The organism is Aestuariirhabdus litorea, assembly GCF_003864255.1.
Lineage (GTDB): Bacteria > Pseudomonadota > Gammaproteobacteria > Pseudomonadales > Aestuariirhabdaceae > Aestuariirhabdus > Aestuariirhabdus litorea.
In genome coordinates, this window is record NZ_QWEZ01000002.1 from 199,691 (window position 1) to 218,461 (window position 18,771).

At 57.6% G+C, this 18,771-nt stretch carries 14 protein-coding genes; 3 read left to right on the forward strand and 11 right to left on the reverse strand.

The genetic code is table 11. The annotated features are described in order from the left end of the window. The first annotated feature begins 3 nt into the window (after nucleotides 1-3). Nucleotides 4-3,129, forward strand: a complete 3,126-nt coding sequence (locus tag D0544_RS10955; protein WP_243647319.1) for an efflux RND transporter permease subunit — start codon at nucleotides 4-6, stop codon at nucleotides 3,127-3,129. 25 nt (nucleotides 3,130-3,154) lie between these two features. Here the strand turns inward: D0544_RS10955 and D0544_RS10960 are convergent, their stop codons facing one another. Continuing rightward, a complete protein-coding gene (locus D0544_RS10960; RefSeq protein WP_125016107.1) occupies nucleotides 3,155-3,586 on the reverse strand; it encodes a CBS domain-containing protein in 432 nt (143 codons plus the stop codon). Nucleotides 3,587-3,839: 253 nt separating this feature from the next. Between D0544_RS10960 and D0544_RS10965 the strand changes: the two genes are divergently transcribed. Together D0544_RS10965 and D0544_RS10970 are read left to right on the forward strand one after the other, a co-directional pair. Further along, complete coding sequence (locus tag D0544_RS10965) at nucleotides 3,840-4,544, forward strand: c-type cytochrome (protein WP_125016108.1); 705 nt, start codon at nucleotides 3,840-3,842, stop codon at nucleotides 4,542-4,544. A gap of 153 nt (nucleotides 4,545-4,697) precedes the next feature. Further along, nucleotides 4,698-5,024 (forward strand): type 1 pili tip component, encoded by a 327-nt coding sequence (locus D0544_RS10970; protein WP_207905861.1) that lies wholly within the window; start codon nucleotides 4,698-4,700, stop codon nucleotides 5,022-5,024. A gap of 67 nt (nucleotides 5,025-5,091) precedes the next feature. Here the strand turns inward: D0544_RS10970 and D0544_RS10975 are convergent, their stop codons facing one another. The 10 genes from D0544_RS10975 to D0544_RS11020 all read right to left on the reverse strand — a co-directional run bounded on the left by D0544_RS10975 (nucleotide 5,092) and on the right by D0544_RS11020 (nucleotide 18,585). Continuing rightward, nucleotides 5,092-5,343, reverse strand: a complete 252-nt coding sequence (locus D0544_RS10975; protein ID WP_243647320.1) for a hypothetical protein — start codon at nucleotides 5,341-5,343, stop codon at nucleotides 5,092-5,094. Nucleotides 5,344-5,762: 419 nt separating this feature from the next. Continuing rightward, entirely contained in the window at nucleotides 5,763-6,215 is a 453-nt protein-coding gene (locus D0544_RS10980; RefSeq protein ID WP_125016109.1) for a MaoC family dehydratase, read from the reverse strand. Between the two features lie 111 nt (nucleotides 6,216-6,326). After that, a complete protein-coding gene (locus D0544_RS10985) occupies nucleotides 6,327-7,481 on the reverse strand; it encodes a YyaL domain-containing protein (protein WP_125016110.1) in 1,155 nt (384 codons plus the stop codon). 321 nt (nucleotides 7,482-7,802) lie between these two features. Further along, nucleotides 7,803-9,458 (reverse strand): amidohydrolase family protein, encoded by a 1,656-nt coding sequence (locus D0544_RS10990; RefSeq protein ID WP_125016111.1) that lies wholly within the window; start codon nucleotides 9,456-9,458, stop codon nucleotides 7,803-7,805. Nucleotides 9,459-9,566: 108 nt separating this feature from the next. After that, on the reverse strand, nucleotides 9,567-10,646 hold the full coding sequence (locus tag D0544_RS10995; RefSeq protein ID WP_125016112.1) for a YkvI family membrane protein: 1,080 nt from the start codon (nucleotides 10,644-10,646) through the stop codon (nucleotides 9,567-9,569). Nucleotides 10,647-10,727: 81 nt separating this feature from the next. Continuing rightward, nucleotides 10,728-11,594 (reverse strand): aminotransferase class IV, encoded by an 867-nt coding sequence (locus D0544_RS11000; RefSeq protein WP_341538853.1) that lies wholly within the window; start codon nucleotides 11,592-11,594, stop codon nucleotides 10,728-10,730. Between the two features lie 211 nt (nucleotides 11,595-11,805). Then, entirely contained in the window at nucleotides 11,806-14,241 is a 2,436-nt protein-coding gene (locus D0544_RS11005; RefSeq protein WP_125016113.1) for an efflux RND transporter permease subunit, read from the reverse strand. A gap of 2 nt (nucleotides 14,242-14,243) precedes the next feature. Next, nucleotides 14,244-15,401: a WD40/YVTN/BNR-like repeat-containing protein gene (locus tag D0544_RS11010; RefSeq protein ID WP_164880908.1), complete on the reverse strand. Its 1,158-nt coding sequence runs from the start codon at nucleotides 15,399-15,401 to the stop codon at nucleotides 14,244-14,246. Between the two features lie 245 nt (nucleotides 15,402-15,646). Continuing rightward, nucleotides 15,647-16,792 (reverse strand): DUF1329 domain-containing protein, encoded by a 1,146-nt coding sequence (locus D0544_RS11015; RefSeq protein ID WP_164880909.1) that lies wholly within the window; start codon nucleotides 16,790-16,792, stop codon nucleotides 15,647-15,649. Between the two features lie 245 nt (nucleotides 16,793-17,037). Beyond that, on the reverse strand, nucleotides 17,038-18,585 hold the full coding sequence (locus D0544_RS11020; RefSeq protein WP_125016116.1) for a DUF1302 domain-containing protein: 1,548 nt from the start codon (nucleotides 18,583-18,585) through the stop codon (nucleotides 17,038-17,040). Nucleotides 18,586-18,771: the final 186 nt, after the last annotated feature.

Consider the following 18,771-nt stretch of genomic DNA (forward strand, 5'->3'; position numbering starts at 1 on the left):
TCCATGCACGCCATGATCGCCTGGTTTGCGCGTAACCACGTCGCCGCCAACCTGCTACTGGTCACCATCATCGGTGTCGGCCTCTACTCCATGAGCAACCGGGTTCCGCTGGAAGTGTTCCCCAGCATTGACCTCGATATCGTGACCATTAATGTCGCCTACCGGGGCGCCACCCCCGCCGAAGCGGAGGAGAGTGTCACAGTCCGCATTGAGGAGGCGATCCATGACCTGGAGGGGATCGAAAAGCTTCGCTCCCGCTCGGTCGAGGGACGCTCGCAAGTCACTGTCGAGGTGGCCAGCGGCTTCGATTCGCGGGAGCTGATGAACGACATCAAAAGCCGGGTCGATGCCATCAGCACGCTGCCGGAGGACGCCGAGCGGCCGGTGGTGGCCACCCGTAAGCGCACCCGGGAGGTGATCAGCGTGGTGGCCTCCGGTGATCTCAGCGAGATGGAGTTACGCTTGCTGGGAGAACGGATACGGGACGACCTGGTACGGCTGCCGGGCATCTCCCAGGTGGAGCTGGAGGGGGTTCGCCCCTACGAGATCTCCATCGAGGTGGATGAACGTACCCTCAAGGAGTTTGGGCTCACCCTGGAACAGGTCGCGGATCGGCTGGGCAACAGCTCCCTCGACCTGTCGGCGGGCAACATCCGCGCCCGCAGTGGTGAAGTGCTGGTGCGAACCAAGGGGCAGGCGTATACCCAGCGCGAGTTCGAAGAGATCGTCATCCTCACCCGCAGTGATGGCACCCTGCTGCACCTGAGCGATATTGCTACCGTGCGCGATGGTTTTGATGAAAACCTTATCATCAACTCCTTCAACGGCAAGCCGGCGGTACTGGTAGAGGTGTATCGAATCGGTGACCAAAGTGCCATCGAGGTGGCGGATGCGGTCAAGCAATACATCGCTGAAACGGCCCCCACCCTACCGGAGGGGGTGGATCTGGGCTTCTGGCGTGACCGCTCCAAGATCGTCAAGGCGCGTCTCAAGACCCTCACCGACAGTGCCCTGCAGGGGGGAATTCTGGTGATCCTGCTACTGAGCCTGTTCCTGCGCCCGGCACTGGCATTCTGGGTCTTTATCGGTATCCCGGTCTCCTTTCTGGGTGCCTTTATCGTCATGCCGATGCTGGGGGTGACCCTCAACATCATCAGCCTGTTCGCCTTTATCCTGGTGTTGGGTATTGTGGTGGATGACGCCATTGTCACCGGCGAAAACGTCTACACACATTTGCAGCGCTCTGAGAACCCGCTGCACGCGGCCATCGAGGGCACCCAGGAGGTCTCCATCCCGGTCACCTTTGGCGTCCTCACGACGGTCGCCGCCTTTACCCCGCTGCTGATGATTGGTGGGCCGCGCGGGGCGGTCTTCGCGCAGATCCCGATGATCGTGATCCCCGTGCTGCTCTTTTCCCTTATCGAATCCAAGTTTGTGTTGCCCGCTCACCTCAAGAACATCAAGCCCCCCTCAGCGCGGGAGGGACGCTTCTCACGCCTGCAGATTGCTATCGCGCGCGGCCTGGAAACCGGCATTCGCCGCTACTACGCTCCGGTGTTGGACCGGGTGCTGGCACATCGCTACCTGTCGTTGGCGGTGATCTGCGGCATCTCCGCCATCGTGTTTGCCATGGTATCGAGCGGCTGGATGCGCTTCATCTACTTCCCCAAGGTGCAAAGTGAAACCGCCCGCGCCACCCTCACCATGCCGGCGGGGACCCCCTTCGAAGTCACCGATCGCCACATCCTGAGGATGGCGAAAGCCGCCCGTGAGCTACAGCAACAATACATCGACCCCGCCACCGGCGAGAGTGTGATCACCCAGGTGCTGGCCACCACCGGTTCGACGGGGGGCGGCGGGGGCGGCGAATCCAATATAGGGCGCGTGATGTTTGAGATCGTTGCTCCGGAACATCGCACCCTCAATGTCACCAGTTCGCAACTGGTGAACCAGTGGCGACAGAAGATCGGTACCATCGCCGGTCTTGAGAGCCTGACCCTCAGGGCCGAGATCGGTCGCAGCAGCGACCCCGTTGATGTTCAGCTCTACGGTAATGATTTTACCGAGCTACGCGCCGTGGCCGCCCGCTTGCGCCAGCATCTGGCCACCTTCCCCGACCTGTTCGACATTCAGGACAGCCTCTCCAATGGCAAGGAGGAGTTACAACTCGGTATCAAACCCCAGGCTGAGCTGCTGGGCCTCACGCTCAATGACCTCGCTCGCCAGGTGCGGGCCGCTTTCTTCGGCTTCGAGCTGCAGCGTATCCAGCGCGGCCGGGAGGATGTGCGGGTCATGGTCCGCTTCCCCGCCAGCCAGCGCGAGTCTCTGGACAGCCTGCAAAGCATGTTTATCCGTACCCCTCAGGGGGCAGAGGTGCCCTTCTTTGAAGTGGCCAAAATATCACCCGGACGCAGCCCGACCGCGATCCACCGCCTCAACCGGGAGCGGGTGGTCAATGTGACTGCGGACGCCAACAAGGAGAGCGCCGATATCGAAGCGATTAAGCGCGACCTGCGCCGCTTTATGGATGAGCTGAAACCCCTCTACCCCGGCATCGGCTATAGCCTGGAGGGTGAGGCCCGCGAGCAGGCGGACTCATTCAGCAAGCTGGGCTGGGGCTTGCTGGGGGTGCTTTTTGTCATCTACACCCTGCTGGCGATCCCCTTCCGCTCCTATGTCCAGCCCCTGGTGGTGATGTCGATCATCCCCTTTGGGGTGGTCGGTGCCATTGTCGGCCACTGGATCATGGACATGAGCCTGACCATTATGAGCCTGATGGGGATGCTCGCCCTGACCGGGGTGGTGATCAACGACTCGCTGGTGCTGGTCGATTACATTAACCAGCAGCGACGCAAGGGGCTCAACCTCAAGCAGGCGGTGCGGGGGGCTGGCGTAGCGCGTTTCCGCCCGGTGCTGCTGACCTCGCTGACCACTTTCTTCGGCTTGATGCCTCTGATCTTCGAAAAGAGCACCCAGGCCCAGTTCCTGATCCCGATGGCCGTATCCCTGGGCTTCGGAATCCTGTTCGCGACCCTGATTACCCTGCTGATTGTCCCCGTCAACTACCTGATTCTTGAGGATCTGCTGGGCCACCGCGAGCGGGAGGCTGAGGGGGTAACGGCCCACTAGTGTTATCCCCTGTGATGGAGAGACCCTAGCGCTTTCGTTCGGCGTCCAGCTTGTGGTCGAGGGCCTGCAGCAGATCAATGGCCGACAGCATACCCACCAGGGTTTGGGTCTTGTCGAGTACCGGCACAGCCCCTACCCGCTGCTCCAGCAGCAGCTTCACCGCTTTGCTGAGGCTGTCGTAGGTGTGTACACAAAAGACATTGCGCACCATGATATCGCCGACGTCGAGGTCGTTGTTGAGGTCATAGATATGGGTGATATCGCGATCCTCATCAACCCAGTTAGGGCGGCGCAGCTCGCGGTCGCTGACGATGCCCACGAGCTGGTTCTCGTCATCGACCACCGGCAGGTGACGTACCCCCTCATCGCGCATGATAAAAAAGGCTTCGCGCACCCCCAGGTCAGGCTTTACGCTAATCACCTTGGCGGTCATGTACTCGGATACCTTGGTTGGCATTGCTCCTCCCGTGTTGTGGTTGAACTCAGTGGGCCCCATCTTCGTCACTTTAACGGGCAGGTTCAACCCTGCGCCCGATGACCAGCCCGTAATTTTCCCATCCCACTGACCTGAAGCAACTGCAAGCGCAGGCGGCGGGCTACAGCCTGTTATTCCTCGGTTATCTACTCTATAGTTTTCTGGAGCGAAAGCGCAGGGAGCGCGTTTTCATGACGTTGGGCCAGGAGGGCTTAGCAAGCAACAATATGACTCTATGACCAGACACCCCTTTGTACCCCTGTTACTGCTGCTCTCCTTTTTTACCCTAAGTGGAGTGGCCCAGGCCAGCCCTGGTGCCATTGCCGAGCGCCTCAAACCCTACGGTACCCTGTGCCTGAAAGGGGACCCCTGTGAACAGCAAGTAGTGGCCACAACGCCTGCGGCCGAGCCGGACCGCTATCGCTACGCACAAACAGGCTCGCTGACCGAGCGGCTGCGGCCCTATGGGCGGGTCTGCCTTAAGGGAGATCCCTGCGATCCCAGTGCCGCGGCACCTGTGCCCGAGCACCATGAGGTCAGCCGTGAAGCCGTTGCCGGCGAGCCTCAGGTGACGGTCACCGTGACCGTCACCACACGTCCGGCCTCCTCGCCCGAGACCAGCCAACCGCCCCCCACTGCCAAACCCGCAACCCCACCCCGGCAGGAGACCGGCATTAGGGTGTCCAGTGCCGAACGTAAACGCGGGCAGCAGATTGTTTCCAGCAGCTGCTATGGCTGCCACGACACCGGCGTCATGGGAGCCCCCCGTATTGGCCAGAAAGCGGACTGGGCCCCCCGTGCCCGTAAAGGGGTGGACGCCCTGCTAGCGCAGGCCAAGAAGGGCTTCGAGGGGCGTATGCCCCCGCGGGGAATGTGCAGCGACTGCAGCGACGCTGACCTGCGGGCCGCAATCCGATACATGCTGAGCGAATCCCTCTAGCCTCAGACCGCCTCCTCGCCCGCCGGATCCGCTGCGGGCGGGGCAGGGATAATTTCCCCTCCTTACCCACGCACAGCCGATATACTGAATCTATGTGGCTGAGCGGCAATACCGCCGCTTGCATCTCCATTGTTGACCGTACAAGAGGGATCCATGAACAACGTAAGGGAACTGATCGCCGCCTGGGAGGGGGAGTCCAGCAAGGCACCCCGCGACCATGAACTCAGGGTTAAGTTGACCGCCCACGACAGTGCTCGCCTGCGCGCTCTGGCCGACATCTATCCAGGACGCAGCCAGGAGCAGATTCTGGGAGACCTGGTGGCGACCGCATTAAACGAGGTTGAGGAAGCGCTACCCTACGTCCAGGGTAAGAAAGTGATCGCCCGGGATGAAATGGGAGACCCGCTCTACGAAGATATCGGCATCACCCCACGCTTTGAGGCATTAACCCGAAAGTACCTGCAGGGGTCAAAAGGTTGACCAAGGGCAGGCGCACCCCATCCCGCGACGGGGTGCGCCCTCGCATCCTGCGAATCAAGCAGCCTGATCACTCGGCTTCGAGCAGCATCCGCATGGCTTTAGCCAGGTTCTGCTCAGACTTCTTGTGATCACCGCTCTTGTGAAGCTCCATCCCCTTATCCCTTAGTGCCTGCACTTCGCTTTTCTGCGCTGCAGACAGGGAGGTGGTCTGCAATGCCTTATCGATTGCCTTGGCGTCGAGGGGGCAGTGTCCCGCCATCACCGGCGTGATCATCGCCAGTGAAAGTGCACCAGCCAACAGGGTGGATTTATTCATCATCGCTGTGTCCTCTCTAGGTCGCATCAAATTGATGCCGGAGCCTAAGTGTAGTCACTTCTCGCCAACCCGCCCCAGCCTGTGTCCGCTGCCGCCTGGTCGATCGACGCCGGATCGATATCGGCGCCATAGTGGACGGAGGCCAAGCGGCAACCCCAATACCGCCGTCCTTCCAGACCTATGACCCGGTCCAGGGCCAGTCGTGTTCGGCGCTTTCGCTTTGTGGCCGGCGGTCTCTATCAATCCATCACCTGTTCATCCGGGCTTACGTAGCCTGAGGCCTGTCACCCCGGCGCGCCAGAGGTAAACCTGCAACGGGCCGCCTGACATTGAAAGGGATATGGAGTGCGGGCAGATAACAGGCCCTCCCCGTCCATTGCGATGCCCACTCTCGATTGTGGGTCCAGCCCATCATCGGTTTTTCAAGCGTTTCTCTTTTTCACAAAGAGGACGTGCTCGGCGTACATCACCACCTCGTCGTGCTGGTTAAGCACCTCCTTTACCTCCACGACCTGGCCATACCCCTTTTTCTTGGGGTGGTCCTCCTTGGAGTGAACGGTGATCCTGACCCGGATCGTATCACCCGCAAACACCGGCTTGGGATAACGAAGCTTGTTGTAGCCGTAGGACATCCCATTGGGGTTCAAGGGCTGGCCGGACACCGACAGGCCGATGGCCATTGCGAAAGTCATAGTGCCGTGGGCAATGACCTTCTTGAAGGGCTGGGTCTTGCAGAATTCGGCATCGGTGTGGTGGGGCATAAAGTCACCCGAGTGACCCGCATGGATCACGATATCGGCTTCCGTAACGGTTCGCGCATGGGTGACACGTGATGTCCCCATCTCGAAATCTTCAAAAAACTCAACGGGATGCATTGCAGCTCCTGTAACGGGGGTTAGCGAATGGTGCAGAAAAAACGGGAGAGGGCTGTTGCCGCTCTCCCTGTTGATCGGCCCGGGTTGTTGGCCCGGGCCGGCTCCCGGCTATCAGGAGTACAGGCCCTTCTTCTCCAGGCAGTAGAGGGCTTCCATCAGGAAGAAGTCGCCCCAGATGGTTTCGTTCTTGGGGGCAACCTTTTTCCGGCCATTCATGCAGCCGTCCAACAGCATCCCCACCGGGCGCTCATCCTGATCGTCAATCGGCGTCAGGTGCTTGCACAGGTTCTCCAACATGGGCTCGAGGCGGTCGGTGAAGGGCTTCGCCTCTTCCGGAAGCGGATCCAACACCGCCAACCGGGCCAGCGCCGAACAGACGATGGCAGAAGCCGAGGTATCCAGGGGCGCATCCGGGCTAGGGTCGTCAAAGTCCCAGGGTGGGATCTCGGCACCCACTTTATTCCACCAGTAGTCAAACAGCTTTTTAGCGGTTTGCAGGTAGTGGGTATTGCGAGTGTGCTCGTAGGCCCATAGGGTTCCGGCAATGGCCCAGGACTGGCCACGCGACCAGCACGAGTCATCGGCATAGCCGAGCAGGGTGGGAATCTCACCGATCAGCTCACCGGTCTCCCAGTTAAACATGATGTTCTCAATGGTGGAGCCATCTTCACGAATGAAGTGGTCCTCCAGCACCTTGTGCATCCGCTCGGCACCCTTCAGGAAGGTGTCGTCGCCGGTTTCTTTCCAGGCCCACCAGTCCAGGATCAGCGCAGGGTGTACGTTGTCGACACACACGGTGTTACGCGACAGGGCTCCCTTCACCACCTCATCGGCGAACTCAACGGCCCCCAGTACCTGGCACTGGCTGCCCACCGGCATGGCACCGTTGCCCTTGTTGGCGCTGGAGCGCATTGCCCAGGCTGCGGCCAACGCCAGCGTACGCATGTGCTGGTCACCGGTGGCGCCATAGAGGCGCGCGGCGGAGTAGGCAAAGCGGTGACCGCGAAACATATCATCCAGTTCGAGCTTATAGCGCACGCTCTCGGTGCGGCGGAACGCCTCCTCGACGAGATCTGGACGATCCAGCAGGTCACCGGTCATGCGCAGCATGTCAATCCAGTGGCCCTCGACCCAGTCACCCGTGGCGACGGTGTTCCACTGGCCCGTTTCAGGATCCGCATTGTGCGCCCAGGCGTCACCTATTTGTTCGCGGGTACTCAGTACACGCTGGCACAGTAGCTCCAGCGCTTTCGATCGTTCTGCCATAAATCCTCCGGTCTATGTTTTGTTATTTCGTGCTTGAGTATTGCCCCACTTATCACGCACTGCTTGTTATAAAAGGACAACTCTGCCGGTGTCGGAGACCCCAGGAAACGAAACAGAAAGAGGCGCTGGGAGCCCCCGATTAAGGGGCCAGTTTGCAGCGGCAGGACACGCTGCCACCCTGACCGGCCCGGATCGACCGTCGTCCCAAACCAATAAAGGCGAGCCCGCCGGTGCGGGATCGCCTTTATTGGGTTTAGGTGCCAATTACGTCCTTAAGCCAGCGGTGACCCAGAATGTTATCGCCCGTTTATCCGGCCCGTCTCAATGGCCGAAATCATGCCCGTGGCCGGACTCATCGACTGTGAATGCAGGAATCGTAATGTTTTTCAGGAACTCTGAGTGATCCAGCCCTTGAAACCGACCCTCCTCATCCGCTTCGAAGCGGATAGGCTGGCCTGCCCACACCTTCTTGAAGGTTCCGTTCTCGACGACGGCCTGACCATTAACGATCACATAGGAGATACCGGTGGTGGGCAATCCCTGTTCACCCCGCTTATAGGTTGCGTTGTCAGTGACGTTTTCGGGATCGAAGATCGTTATGTCTGCGACCATTCCCTCCTGCAGGCGCCCCCGCTCATCCATCGCCTGTACCCCTGCCTGCCCGAGGTGCATCGCGGGCCAATAGGACATTTGAGACAAGGTAAACATCAATGGTACGCCCTCTTCACGCGCCATACGCAGCACCCGTCCTCGGGTTCCCGCTGTGCGGGGATGCCCCTTGTATTCAGTCGGTGCAACATCCCAGGAATCAAGACCCAGCTCTGAGGAGAGCGAGTCGGCCGCAACGGTCATATGAGGTACCCTGAGCCAGGATTTCATCCAGTCCTTACGGGGCGGACTGAATACCGTCACAAGGTGGCCGGGCTCTTCCTTGGCCAGGGCCAGGTATTCATCTTTGGTGAGGAATTTATCCTGCTGAGGATCATACATAATGTCCTCATATTTATAGCCGAACACCCCTTCTACCGATTCAGGCACCAGAAAGGAGGAACCAATCGCTGTGGCAGCCGCACCGTAGGGGTAATATTCCGACCACATATTGAGCCCTCGCTCGCGAGCGAGCTTGAGCTTTTCTTCGATCTCCCACCACCCATAATCATTATTGTGGGCGATCAGCAGAGGCGACCCCAACACCATGGCATTGGTAAACACCTCATCAAAGCCCAGCTGCGCCTCTGGGTTAACGGGGTTTGCGTGGAATCGTGTATGGGAAGAGGTAAAGCGTCCCCAGTTGGCAGCGACCTTCATGGACTGATACATCTCAAAGGAGGTAAGCCCATTGCGCATATAGGCGGTGGTCGACGCCAGGTTAAGGGCACCCTCTTTGAAACCCTCATCGAGGATTTTTAAAATCTGATTCATCTGCTCGGGGTCGGCTTTTGATACCGACCAGCCGCTCACCCCATCCTTGGCAGCGGCATTACGCAATGCACCAATAATTCCGATCGCATCCTGTGGAACGTCAATTTTGACCTCAGGGTCGAGCACCTGCAGGCGAGCACCTTCATGGCTGATGCCCGTGCCATAGTTCAAGGGCCACTTTCCTTTTTTGGATTCATACCAGTCAGCAATACCGATCGCACCCACCTCCAGGTCCATCCCGGTGGTGACGCCATCCAGGGCGCCCAGCTTGACGGCCAAACCATCAAGCGAATGGAAATGGGTGTCGATAAAGCCGGGGGCAACCACCTGGCCCGTCGCATCAATGGTGGTGCTGCCCTCCAGCTTTGAGGGGGTGATTTTAACGATCCGGCCATCCTTGACGCCGATATTCAAGACCGCATCAAGCATGGTTTCCGGGTCCATGACACGACCGTTTTCAATCACCATATCGTAGTCTGAAGCCATAAGGGGAGCGACGGTTAAACACAAGGCCATCCCTAATGCACCGCTGAGGCGCCTATTGGTTACTTTCATGTTGTTATTTTACTCCTGACCGCCTTGACGGAGGGCAGGCCACCGATCAACAACACCGGTGGCCAGTCAGCCCTGTTCATTGTTAAAAACTCACAACCCCTTAGCGGGTTAGGCTTCCACCCGGGCTTTACCGAACACCTGCTTTCTCGCAACAAAAAACAGAAATATCACCCCTAAATAGCCGGCCAGCGGAAAGATGAAATTGACCAGTGCAGAAAAAGGCAGCAACACAGAACAGAAATAACCAAGCAGGGAGAGAACGGCCGCATAAAGCCGATATTTTTTGCTTTTATCGTCCGGAGAAAACCTGGCCAAAACCATCCACAAGCAGGGGGCGCAGGTCGTGAATATTCCCGCCAAAATGATATAAACAAACAGCTCTGCAATTTTTCCCGTACTCTGCGCCGCGAGCACCAGGGTGGGGATTTCCGCACCAGTAACAGCAGGCGTTGAAGCAATCAAAGCGAGCACCAACAACAGCAACGTCAGGAACAGCAGCAAGGACCCCAGAAGGCCGCCACCGATCAGGTTTTTACTGATTTTCTCCCGCCCACCAATAACCGGCAAGATACTGGCCAGCCCTATCACCTGGAAGGCGAGATAGATAATTCCAGAGAGCCACCAGTAGGGCGTCGCCTGGTACTGGGCCCCGGACTCCGCCAAAGGCCGGTCATAATCAAAACCAAGCCCGGTGTCCATAAGCACCGACAGTGCAATCACCACCACCAGGCCAACCAGCAGGGGCCCTATTGATCCAACAACATTAACGAGCTGTTGCAACCCGAATATAACCACTAGCAGCACCAGCACCGCCATTAGGCCGGCCCCCGCTGCCACAGGCACCCCGAAGGACTGTGAAATCACCGAGCCCGCTCCCGACAACATCACCACATAGGCAGAAAAGAGGAACAGTGTGGCAAACCAGGACATCAGCTTTCCTGCAATATCGCCGAGATAGTAGCGAAAAACCTCCTCGCCACTCTTGAAGTGATATTTTTGCCCCACCAGCAAAAGAGAGATCGTTGCATAGGAGCAGAGCGCAAAGAAAATCAGGGTTCCTGCTAGGCCCAGGCTTCCATGCACTACAAAAAACTGCATCACCTCCTGGCCCGTTGCAAAGCCGGCACCGACGATCAAGGCAACGATAGCCCCCGCAATTTTTAGGGTTTTAAATGCATCTTGAAACATAGGAATACTCATTTTTATTATTTTTAGCTGTGAGTCACGCCCCCAAAGGGGCGTTGAACTCACCGCGATATAAATGCCCGATCAGACATTGAGGTCAAAGCAGTGGCGGTTGTAACACGCCCTCGCCTTTTCCCAGACCGGGCCCACCTTGCCATCGGCAACGGGCCGACCGTCGAGCGTCACAACCGGCAAAATATGAACACCGGAATTGGTCACCCATACCTCATCAGCCCCGCGAACCTCATCCATATGAATGACCCGCTCTGACACGCCGAACCCGCCCTCCTTGCGGAGACTTTCGATCATCAGGTGACGAGTAATACCAGGCAGGATCTGCTCATCCAGAGGCGGTGTAATGATTTGATTGTCGTTGACGATAACTACGTTACTGGCACTACCTTCGGTGAGCTCATTGTCGGCATTGTACAAAATGCACTCATTGCCACCGCGACTGTAACTGTCCTGGAAATGTAAAACATTGCCCAGCAGCGCCGTGGACTTGACGTTACAGCGCTTCCAGCGCTTGTCCTGCGCCGTGTAGCAGGATAATCCCGGCTGGGTTTCGCTGTCGGGTTCACCCAGGAAAGGAAATATCGGCGTGGTCATCGCAAATACCGTGGGGGTCACTTTCTCCGGGAAGGCATGGTAACGACGTCCCTCGTCGCCACGAGTAATGTGCAAGTAGATGCCTAAGTCAGTACCCTCATTGCGTTCAAGCAGTTGCTGTGAAATCTCAAGCCACTGCCGCACAGAAATATCCGGCCGCACGATACCGATGGCATCGAGGCCATTATTCATGCGATCCAGATGGAGGTTAAAGCCGACAAAGCGCCCGGAATGCGACGGGATCAACTCGTATATGCCATCACCAAACAGGAAACCACGGTCCATGGGGGATATTTTTGCCTGCTCTACAGGCATAAAGTCGCCATTAAGATAAACAATCATCAGTAACCTCTTCTTGAATAGCCAACACAACTCCTCCCCTTTATGCACCCTACGGACAGCGCTGGAGGTTTACAGGTCACGGAGAGGGTGCCGGGGGGGCTAATTAACTCCGGCTCAGGTACAACACCCGTTTCTCTGTAGCGCCAAAGCCTTCATCCACCCGCCCTCGATCTTTTGGAACACAGGGCGGGAGTTGCATGTTCCTCTCTACTCAGGAAGCCTTTGAGGCGGGATGGGCCAGGGGGCCTTCATGCGCCAGCCCCACCTCCTCGCTTTCACCTGCACCCTCAGGCTGCGTTTCGCTGCCTTTCGCCCTGGGTTTGACCAGGAAGTAGGCCAGTGCCGGCAGCACCAGCAGCGCGCCCACCATGTTCCACACAAACATAAAGGTCAGCAGCAGCCCCATATCGGCCTGGAACTTGATTGGCGAGAAGGTCCAGGTCGCTACACCAACACCCAGCGTCACACCGGTAAAGGCCACGGCCCGGCCAGTGGTTTTGAGGGTTTCTATATAGGCACGATGGACGTCATAACCCTTATCCAGCCACTCCTTCATCTTGCTGTAGATGTAGATGCCGTAGTCGATACCAATGCCCACACCCACCGCGATCACCGGCAGTGTGGCCACCTTGATACCGATGCCCATTTTGGTCATCAGGGCCTCACACAGCACCGAGGTGATGTAGAGCGGCACGACGATGCAGATGGCGGCGCGGACACTGCGGAAGGTGATGATGCAGACCATGATTACCGTGATGTAGACCACCCAGGTGGTCAGCAGGTGCGCGTTCTCAACCTCATGATTGGTGGCCGCTTCAATGCCAGCGTTACCGGCCGCCAGCAGGAAGTTAACCCCATCCAGATCCACCGTTTCATTGAACGCTTCTACCACCGCAACCACGCGATCCAGGGTCTCCGCCTTATGGTCGGTCAGGTACACCTTGATGGGGCTGAAGTTACAATCAATGGTGGTCCACTCCGGCTTCGCCCGGGTAGCGGTATAGCCGAGGAACTGGTCGCTTCGTGAAAGCGTTTTCGCCTTCAGCGAGCCTTCGCTCATACCGGCATTGAAGTTTTTGGTGAAATCCGCGATCGATTGCGTCGACTGAACCCCGGGGGTGTTGCGCAGCTGCCACTGCAAACGGTCGATCTCGACCAGGGTGCGATAATCGGTACACTTGTCCTTGGGACTCTCCACCATCACCACAAACAGGTCACTACTGGTTGAGTAGTGATCGATGATGTAGGCGTTGTCGATGTTGTAGCGCGAGTCGGGCCTTAGCTCGGGTGCACCGGGATCCAGATCACCGATCTTGAGGTCCATCCTGACGTAAGAGGCACCGGCGAACAGTACCGCAGTCCCCGCGAGGACAGCGATGGCGTAGGGACGCTTGGTCACTTGCGCAATCTTGGTCCACAGGACGCTGCTCTCTTCCTCTTCGATCTTTTCCAGCTTATTCACCGCTCGGCGGCTGACACCGGTGTAACTCATCAATACCGGCAGCAAGCAGAGGTCACACAGGGCCACAACCGCCACGCCGATGGTGGCGCCCACCGCGATATCCTGAATCACGCCGATCGCAATGATGAACAGCAGGGCAAAGCCGACGCCATCGGTAAACAGTGCCGATAGACCAGGCAGGTAGACCGCACGGTAGGCGCGTCGTACGGCGGTCAGTTTGTCCTGGCCGGCCATCAGCTCATGGACCACCGCATTGAACATCTGGATGCCGTGGCTGACGCCCAGCGCAAACATGAGGAACGGCACCAGCATCGAGTAGGGGTTAAGCCCAAACCCGAGGGCATGGAGTATGCCCATCTGCAGCACCACCGCGATGATGGAGGAGACCGCCCGTGAGAGGGTACTGCGCCAGCAGCGTGAGTTGACCCACAGCAGCGCCAGCAAAATGACAAAGGCGATCAGGAAGAAAAAGCCGACCAGGATCGCGCCGTCGATCAGGTCACCCACCAGTTTGGCAAAGCCAATGATGCGTATCTTGATCTTTTCATTCTGGAACCGGTCCCGGATCTGCTCTTCGAGCGCCCCGCTAAACTCATGATAGTCGAGAGGCTTTTTTGCTTCGGTATCGTACTCGACCAAGGGGACGATGAGGGTGGTCGACTTGAAGTCATTGGCAACCATCGACCCCACCAAACCGGCCGTTTGTATGTTCTTCTTCAATTGCTGCAAAGAGGCTTCGGAACCATCAAAGCCATTCGGCATGACGGTATCACCCGTAAAGCCCTCTTCGGTTACCTCGGTATAGCGAACCGCCGAGGCCCACAACGAGATCATATTCTGGCGATCGACTCCGCGCAGGAAGAAGGTGGCATCGTGCACTTCACGCAGGGTCTCGATGTACTCTTTGGTGAAGATATCTCCTTCGGTGGTTTCAACAACAATGCGAACCGTGTTACTCAGCCCTTTGAGCTTATCGCTGTGTTTTTGGTTGGCCTGAATGTACTCGTGATAAATGGGGATCATGCGTTCGAAGCTGGCCACCGGGCGCATCTGCATGACGTGGTAACCAAAATAGAGGGTTAGCAGCGCAAAGATGATCAGTACCAGAGGCCGGTTGCCGAATACAAGGCGTTCGATTAGCGGCGCGTTATCCGTAGACGAGGCCAGGGTGTTGTTGTGCTTCATGATCAGTTGACCTCGACAGAAAAGCTCTGGGCGCTGTGAGCCGTAACGCCATTAGTACCGACGGTAATCATTGGGCCCTGCTGGAGAATCAGGAACGATGAAATCGCCCCGGTGCTGGACCAGGGAAGCCGTTTAAAGGCGGTACTGTCCGGGTTTGAAATCAGCAGTTGCGGGGCATATTGCGACATCAAAAAGCGGCCATCCTCCAACAGGACGGCCTTGGAGAGGTTGAGGTTGGTACCGGTCTCTACCGGGGCCCAGGTCTCGCCATTATCTTCAGAGAGGAAGGCGTTACCGCGCAGCCCCAGCAGCAGCACGCGCTCCTTATCCACCACCACATCGAAGAAGGAGCCCTCATAAGGGGAGTCCAGCAGTTCCCAGGTCTCCCCCCCGTCGGTGGAGCGCTGTATATGCCCGCCTTCACCAGCGATAAAGAGCGCATTCTCGTCACCGGCCATGGCGTTGTAGTGACGCGCGTCGGGGTTCTTTAATGAGGGGGCCGGGCTATACCAGCTTTTGCCGCCATCCCTGGTACGCAGGATCAGCCCAAAGGTGCCCACGGCAAACCCCTCCGAGGGGTTTTTAAACCAAAGGTCCACGAAGGGACGAACCGGCCCCTCTTCGACAAAAGAGGCCGAGTCATCGAGCATAAACTCGAGGCTTTCCAGCTCCATTTCGAGGGGCTCGCGTTCGGACTCAGCGGCCAGCTCCAGCGCCTCGATCCTGGCCTCTGCGGCCGTCGTGAAAGCATCCACCATCAGCTGGTGTGCCTGGTTGCCGTCCAGCTGTTTGCTCCAGGTCAGGCCGCCATCCTGGCTCATCAGGATGACACCCTGATGGCCAACGGCCCAGCCCAGAGGGCCGGCATCCGGGAAGGTGACGGCGGTGAGCATCACCCGTACCGGTACCTCGGCCTGCGTCCAGCTTTGTCCCAGGTCGTCGGAGTACAGGATATGCCCCCGCTCGCCAACGGCGACGATCCGCGAGCCGGTTAACGCCACATCCAACAGCAGCGATTGGGCGGCGACGGGGACCTGGATAGCCGGTGCGTGCAGCGGATCCTCAAACGCCTGCGCCTGCACACTGAGCAAGAGGGCAAACACGGCGACCTGGGCTGGCCGGTGCAACCGTCGTAGCTGGCGAGCACACGCACTTTTCACTGAACCTGGTGACTCATGAAACAACATAGAAACCTCTGACGGACGTTTTATTCTTGATTTAGCCCCAACCGGATAACGCCAACCGTTTCCGCTTGGTTTGTAGTAACGGGGGTTGGATAGATCGGCGCACTATCGATCTGTGGCTGTGGTGGTAGAAACCACCAGAAAGCCAGAAGTAGATCGGCGTCGAGAAAGTGAATGGACACAGGCTCGGTCGACCCCCTGCCCATTCACCCAACTGCAGGTTAGCGTCTGGCCTGTTTACGGATGCCCTGAGGCGTGAAGAATTCCTTCTCTTTAGGCTCAACGCCTGCGAGCGGATGCGTATCTACGTAAGCCCACAGGAACTGGCCGGAGTCGATATCAAAGGCCATAATCGGCCGGGCGAATGAGCCCTGGATAGCGGGATCATAGGCCTGGTAGACGTTGGCCCAGGTATAACGCCACAGCTCACCCTTGCCATCGTATTTCTCTGTCAGGGCGATGTTCCAGGTATCTTCATCGAGATAGAAGGTACGCTTGGCATAGATATGGCGCTCACCCTCTTTCAGGGTCGCTTCAACCACCCATACCCGGTGCAGTTCCCAACGCCACAAGTTTTTGGGGTCTGAGGCGATCGCCTCCTCCATCTTCATCTCGCCTTTACCGTAGGCACTCGCCAGATCATAACCACTGTAGGGGATATAGATCTCTTTTTTACCAAGTACTTTCCAGTCGTAACGGTCTGGTGATCCGTTGTACAGGAAGGCATCGTCATAGGTGAAGATGCTGCTATCGGGTGTATCGTACGCCACGGTAGGGGCACGACGGACACGACGCTGGCCAGGAATATACTGCCACGCCTCTCGAGGCGTCGCTGCTGCATCGATATAGTCGTTCACCAGGATCATTTCACCCTTACGACGAGCCGGGTAGTTGTAGGTCACGAAGAACGAAAACAGCTGCCCGTCCGAACAGTCGCTGTTCTGGTCGTAGTAGTGCCACTGCCACAGCGTGTTGGACTCACCCGCCAGGGTCGTTGCGGGGTTGTGCATATAGCTCTGGAAGGCGGTGTACTGCATGTGCAGGGATGACCCTTTCCAACGCGAGTTATGGTTGAGGATCATCTCATTGCCGTTGTTGGTAATCGGGAAAGGAATACCGCCGCAGGCATTGTTGGCACCAGTGCCCGCGTCATTCAGTGAGGCGTTGATGGCGTTGTTGTAGGTGTTCTCCTGAACCCAATCCGGCGCCGCCGCAGTACGGTGGGTCGGGTAGACGTTCATCTTGATCTGATCGGGGTAGCGCTTGAAGGCATCAATCTGGCTGGGGGTGAGCTTGTCGATATACTGCTCATAGTTAGACGCCGTAATGGTAAACAGCGGCTTCTCGTCGGCGAATGGATTAGGCATCCAGTCTCCTGACTGGAACCCGGCTGGCGCCTCGGTCAAACCGCCTGTCCACTCAGGGATCGTGCCGTCCGCATTACCCCCACGCTCGGCCCCAAACGGGGTCAGCACTGATTTCAACTTCTCTGCTTCTTCTACCGTAACTGCCGCCTGGGCGGAGCTTATGCCCAGCAGCATCGCACTGCCAATCGTCATCAATTTATTACGCATGATGATCTCCCACTAATTTTTAGAGTTGTTCGCTGTTATTAGAATGAATACTTCAGAGCCAGGCTGACGTAGTCGCGATCGTCCTTTGAGTTCTGCCGGGAACCACCAAAGAAGTTCACGTAACCAAGCTGCATCTGGTACTTCAGCTTGTAGATCACATCCAGGGTGACACCCACCTTGTCAGAGCCTTCAGTGAACGATCCACCCATCGCAGAGTTACCATTAACGCCCTGCGACAAACTGATGGGCAGATTGATGTCCGTGTTCGGGAAGGCTTCCAGCCAGGTCGGCTTCAGGGTCAGGGCATAGCCGTAGGCAAACTTGTCTTTGGCCAGCTCATCGCGGTCCATATCCAGCACATCATCGGCCGCGACCTCTGCGGTCAGGCTGAGGTTATCCATCAGCGCGTTGGCACCGAAAATATGGATCCCGGAGAGCGAGTAGTGCATCAGCTTGGCGCGCTCCCAGGTAAATCCGAGAGGGTTGCCTGCTTTAACGGTAACCGGGGCATTTTCGCGGTAGCTGACCTCACCGGAGATATTGGTGCTGCCGATGACCGTACCGAAGCTGGCCGCCCACAAACGCACATCTTCTACGTAATCGAGATAGTATTCGAAGTTTGCCAAGTCCAAAGTCAACTGCGGCAACTGGTCATGGTAGGTGATGTAGTAGAGGCCAAACTCGGTACCGTTGAGCTCTTCGGCCAGGTAACGCAGAGCGACACCCCACTGACCACTATCTCTCGCCTCGTTGTCTGCACCACGAGGTATCGGCCCAAACGGGCTTAGCAGACTTTCTCCTCCCTCATCGATCATATCAGCGGTTGAGAAGTAGCTACCGGCCGCATCCAGGGTGTGTTCTTGCCACTCCCACTGGTAGTAGGCTTCCATCGAGAGGTTATCGGTCAGCGAGGTCTGGATAGCGATCTGCTCAACCGGCAAAAACAGCTCTTTAAGCTCTGCACCGGGCTGGTTGAAACCGGTGGCGTCCACCGGGCCCTGGGAGGTGGCCACACCGCCGAGCAGGAACAGGGTTTCACCCCAGTTCAGCGCCTGGCTGCCGATCCGCAGGGTGGTGTCGTGACCACCCAGATCTGCCCCCGCGTAGAGGAAGTAATCCAGCATCTCGGCATCGCGGCCATGCTGGCGGCGGGTGTCCTCGGTGAACTCGTTGTAGGGCTTGGACACATTGTTACTGGTGGCTGGGGAGTCGTGGTCGTTGGAGCGGTTATAGACCCGGTCGTACCAGGCGCGGCCGCGGACAAAGGCCCCCAAATCGTAGAAGGGACCGACTTCCCCAAAGTTCAGGTCCGCCTCCGTAATCACGTCAAAGCGGTTCTTGATCAGGCTGTTCTTATCAAAGTTGCGGTTGCCGTCATCGCCGTTGGCGTTTTTGCCGCGAAGTAGATAGTCGTCCTGCTTGGCCACACGTTGGGCAACGGTGTAACGAAGGTTGGTATCCCAGTCCAGAGTGGTTTGCTCCCCCAACTGAAAGTTCAGAGCGTACACACTGGAAGACGCCGCCAGATAGACAGGGATAGCCATCGCTGCCTGAATTGCGGCCTTTATTGTTGTTTTTTTCTGCATTGTTGTTTCCTTCTATGGATATCCATAATTGGAATTTGTCTTGTTATTTTTCTTTCCGCAGACCCGACCATACAGAAGAGAGCCGCAGACAGAGGGTTTATCACCAGACGATTGCCAAGGGCATTCCGGTTACGGGCTGGACCAGGTCTCCACAGACCATCCCCTTGCCTCGGCCAAACCTACCGC

Excerpts from the sequence above, each read along its gene's own strand:
- D0544_RS10955 (WP_243647319.1), top strand. The coding sequence starts at position 4 with ATGCACGCCATGATCGCCTGGTTTGCGCGTAACCACGTCGCCGCCAAC.
- D0544_RS10960 (WP_125016107.1), bottom strand. The coding sequence starts at position 3,586 with ATGCCAACCAAGGTATCCGAGTACATGACCGCCAAGGTGATTAGCGTA.
- D0544_RS10965 (WP_125016108.1), top strand. The coding sequence starts at position 3,840 with ATGACCAGACACCCCTTTGTACCCCTGTTACTGCTGCTCTCCTTTTTT.
- D0544_RS10970 (WP_207905861.1), top strand. The coding sequence starts at position 4,698 with ATGAACAACGTAAGGGAACTGATCGCCGCCTGGGAGGGGGAGTCCAGC.
- D0544_RS10975 (WP_243647320.1), bottom strand. The coding sequence starts at position 5,343 with ATGATGAATAAATCCACCCTGTTGGCTGGTGCACTTTCACTGGCGATG.
- D0544_RS10980 (WP_125016109.1), bottom strand. The coding sequence starts at position 6,215 with ATGCATCCCGTTGAGTTTTTTGAAGATTTCGAGATGGGGACATCACGT.
- D0544_RS10985 (WP_125016110.1), bottom strand. The coding sequence starts at position 7,481 with ATGGCAGAACGATCGAAAGCGCTGGAGCTACTGTGCCAGCGTGTACTG.
- D0544_RS10990 (WP_125016111.1), bottom strand. The coding sequence starts at position 9,458 with ATGAAAGTAACCAATAGGCGCCTCAGCGGTGCATTAGGGATGGCCTTG.
- D0544_RS10995 (WP_125016112.1), bottom strand. The coding sequence starts at position 10,646 with ATGTTTCAAGATGCATTTAAAACCCTAAAAATTGCGGGGGCTATCGTT.
- D0544_RS11000 (WP_341538853.1), bottom strand. The coding sequence starts at position 11,594 with ATGATTGTTTATCTTAATGGCGACTTTATGCCTGTAGAGCAGGCAAAA.
- D0544_RS11005 (WP_125016113.1), bottom strand. The coding sequence starts at position 14,241 with ATGAAGCACAACAACACCCTGGCCTCGTCTACGGATAACGCGCCGCTA.
- D0544_RS11015 (WP_164880909.1), bottom strand. The coding sequence starts at position 16,792 with ATGCCTAATCCATTCGCCGACGAGAAGCCGCTGTTTACCATTACGGCG.
- D0544_RS11020 (WP_125016116.1), bottom strand. The coding sequence starts at position 18,585 with ATGCAGAAAAAAACAACAATAAAGGCCGCAATTCAGGCAGCGATGGCT.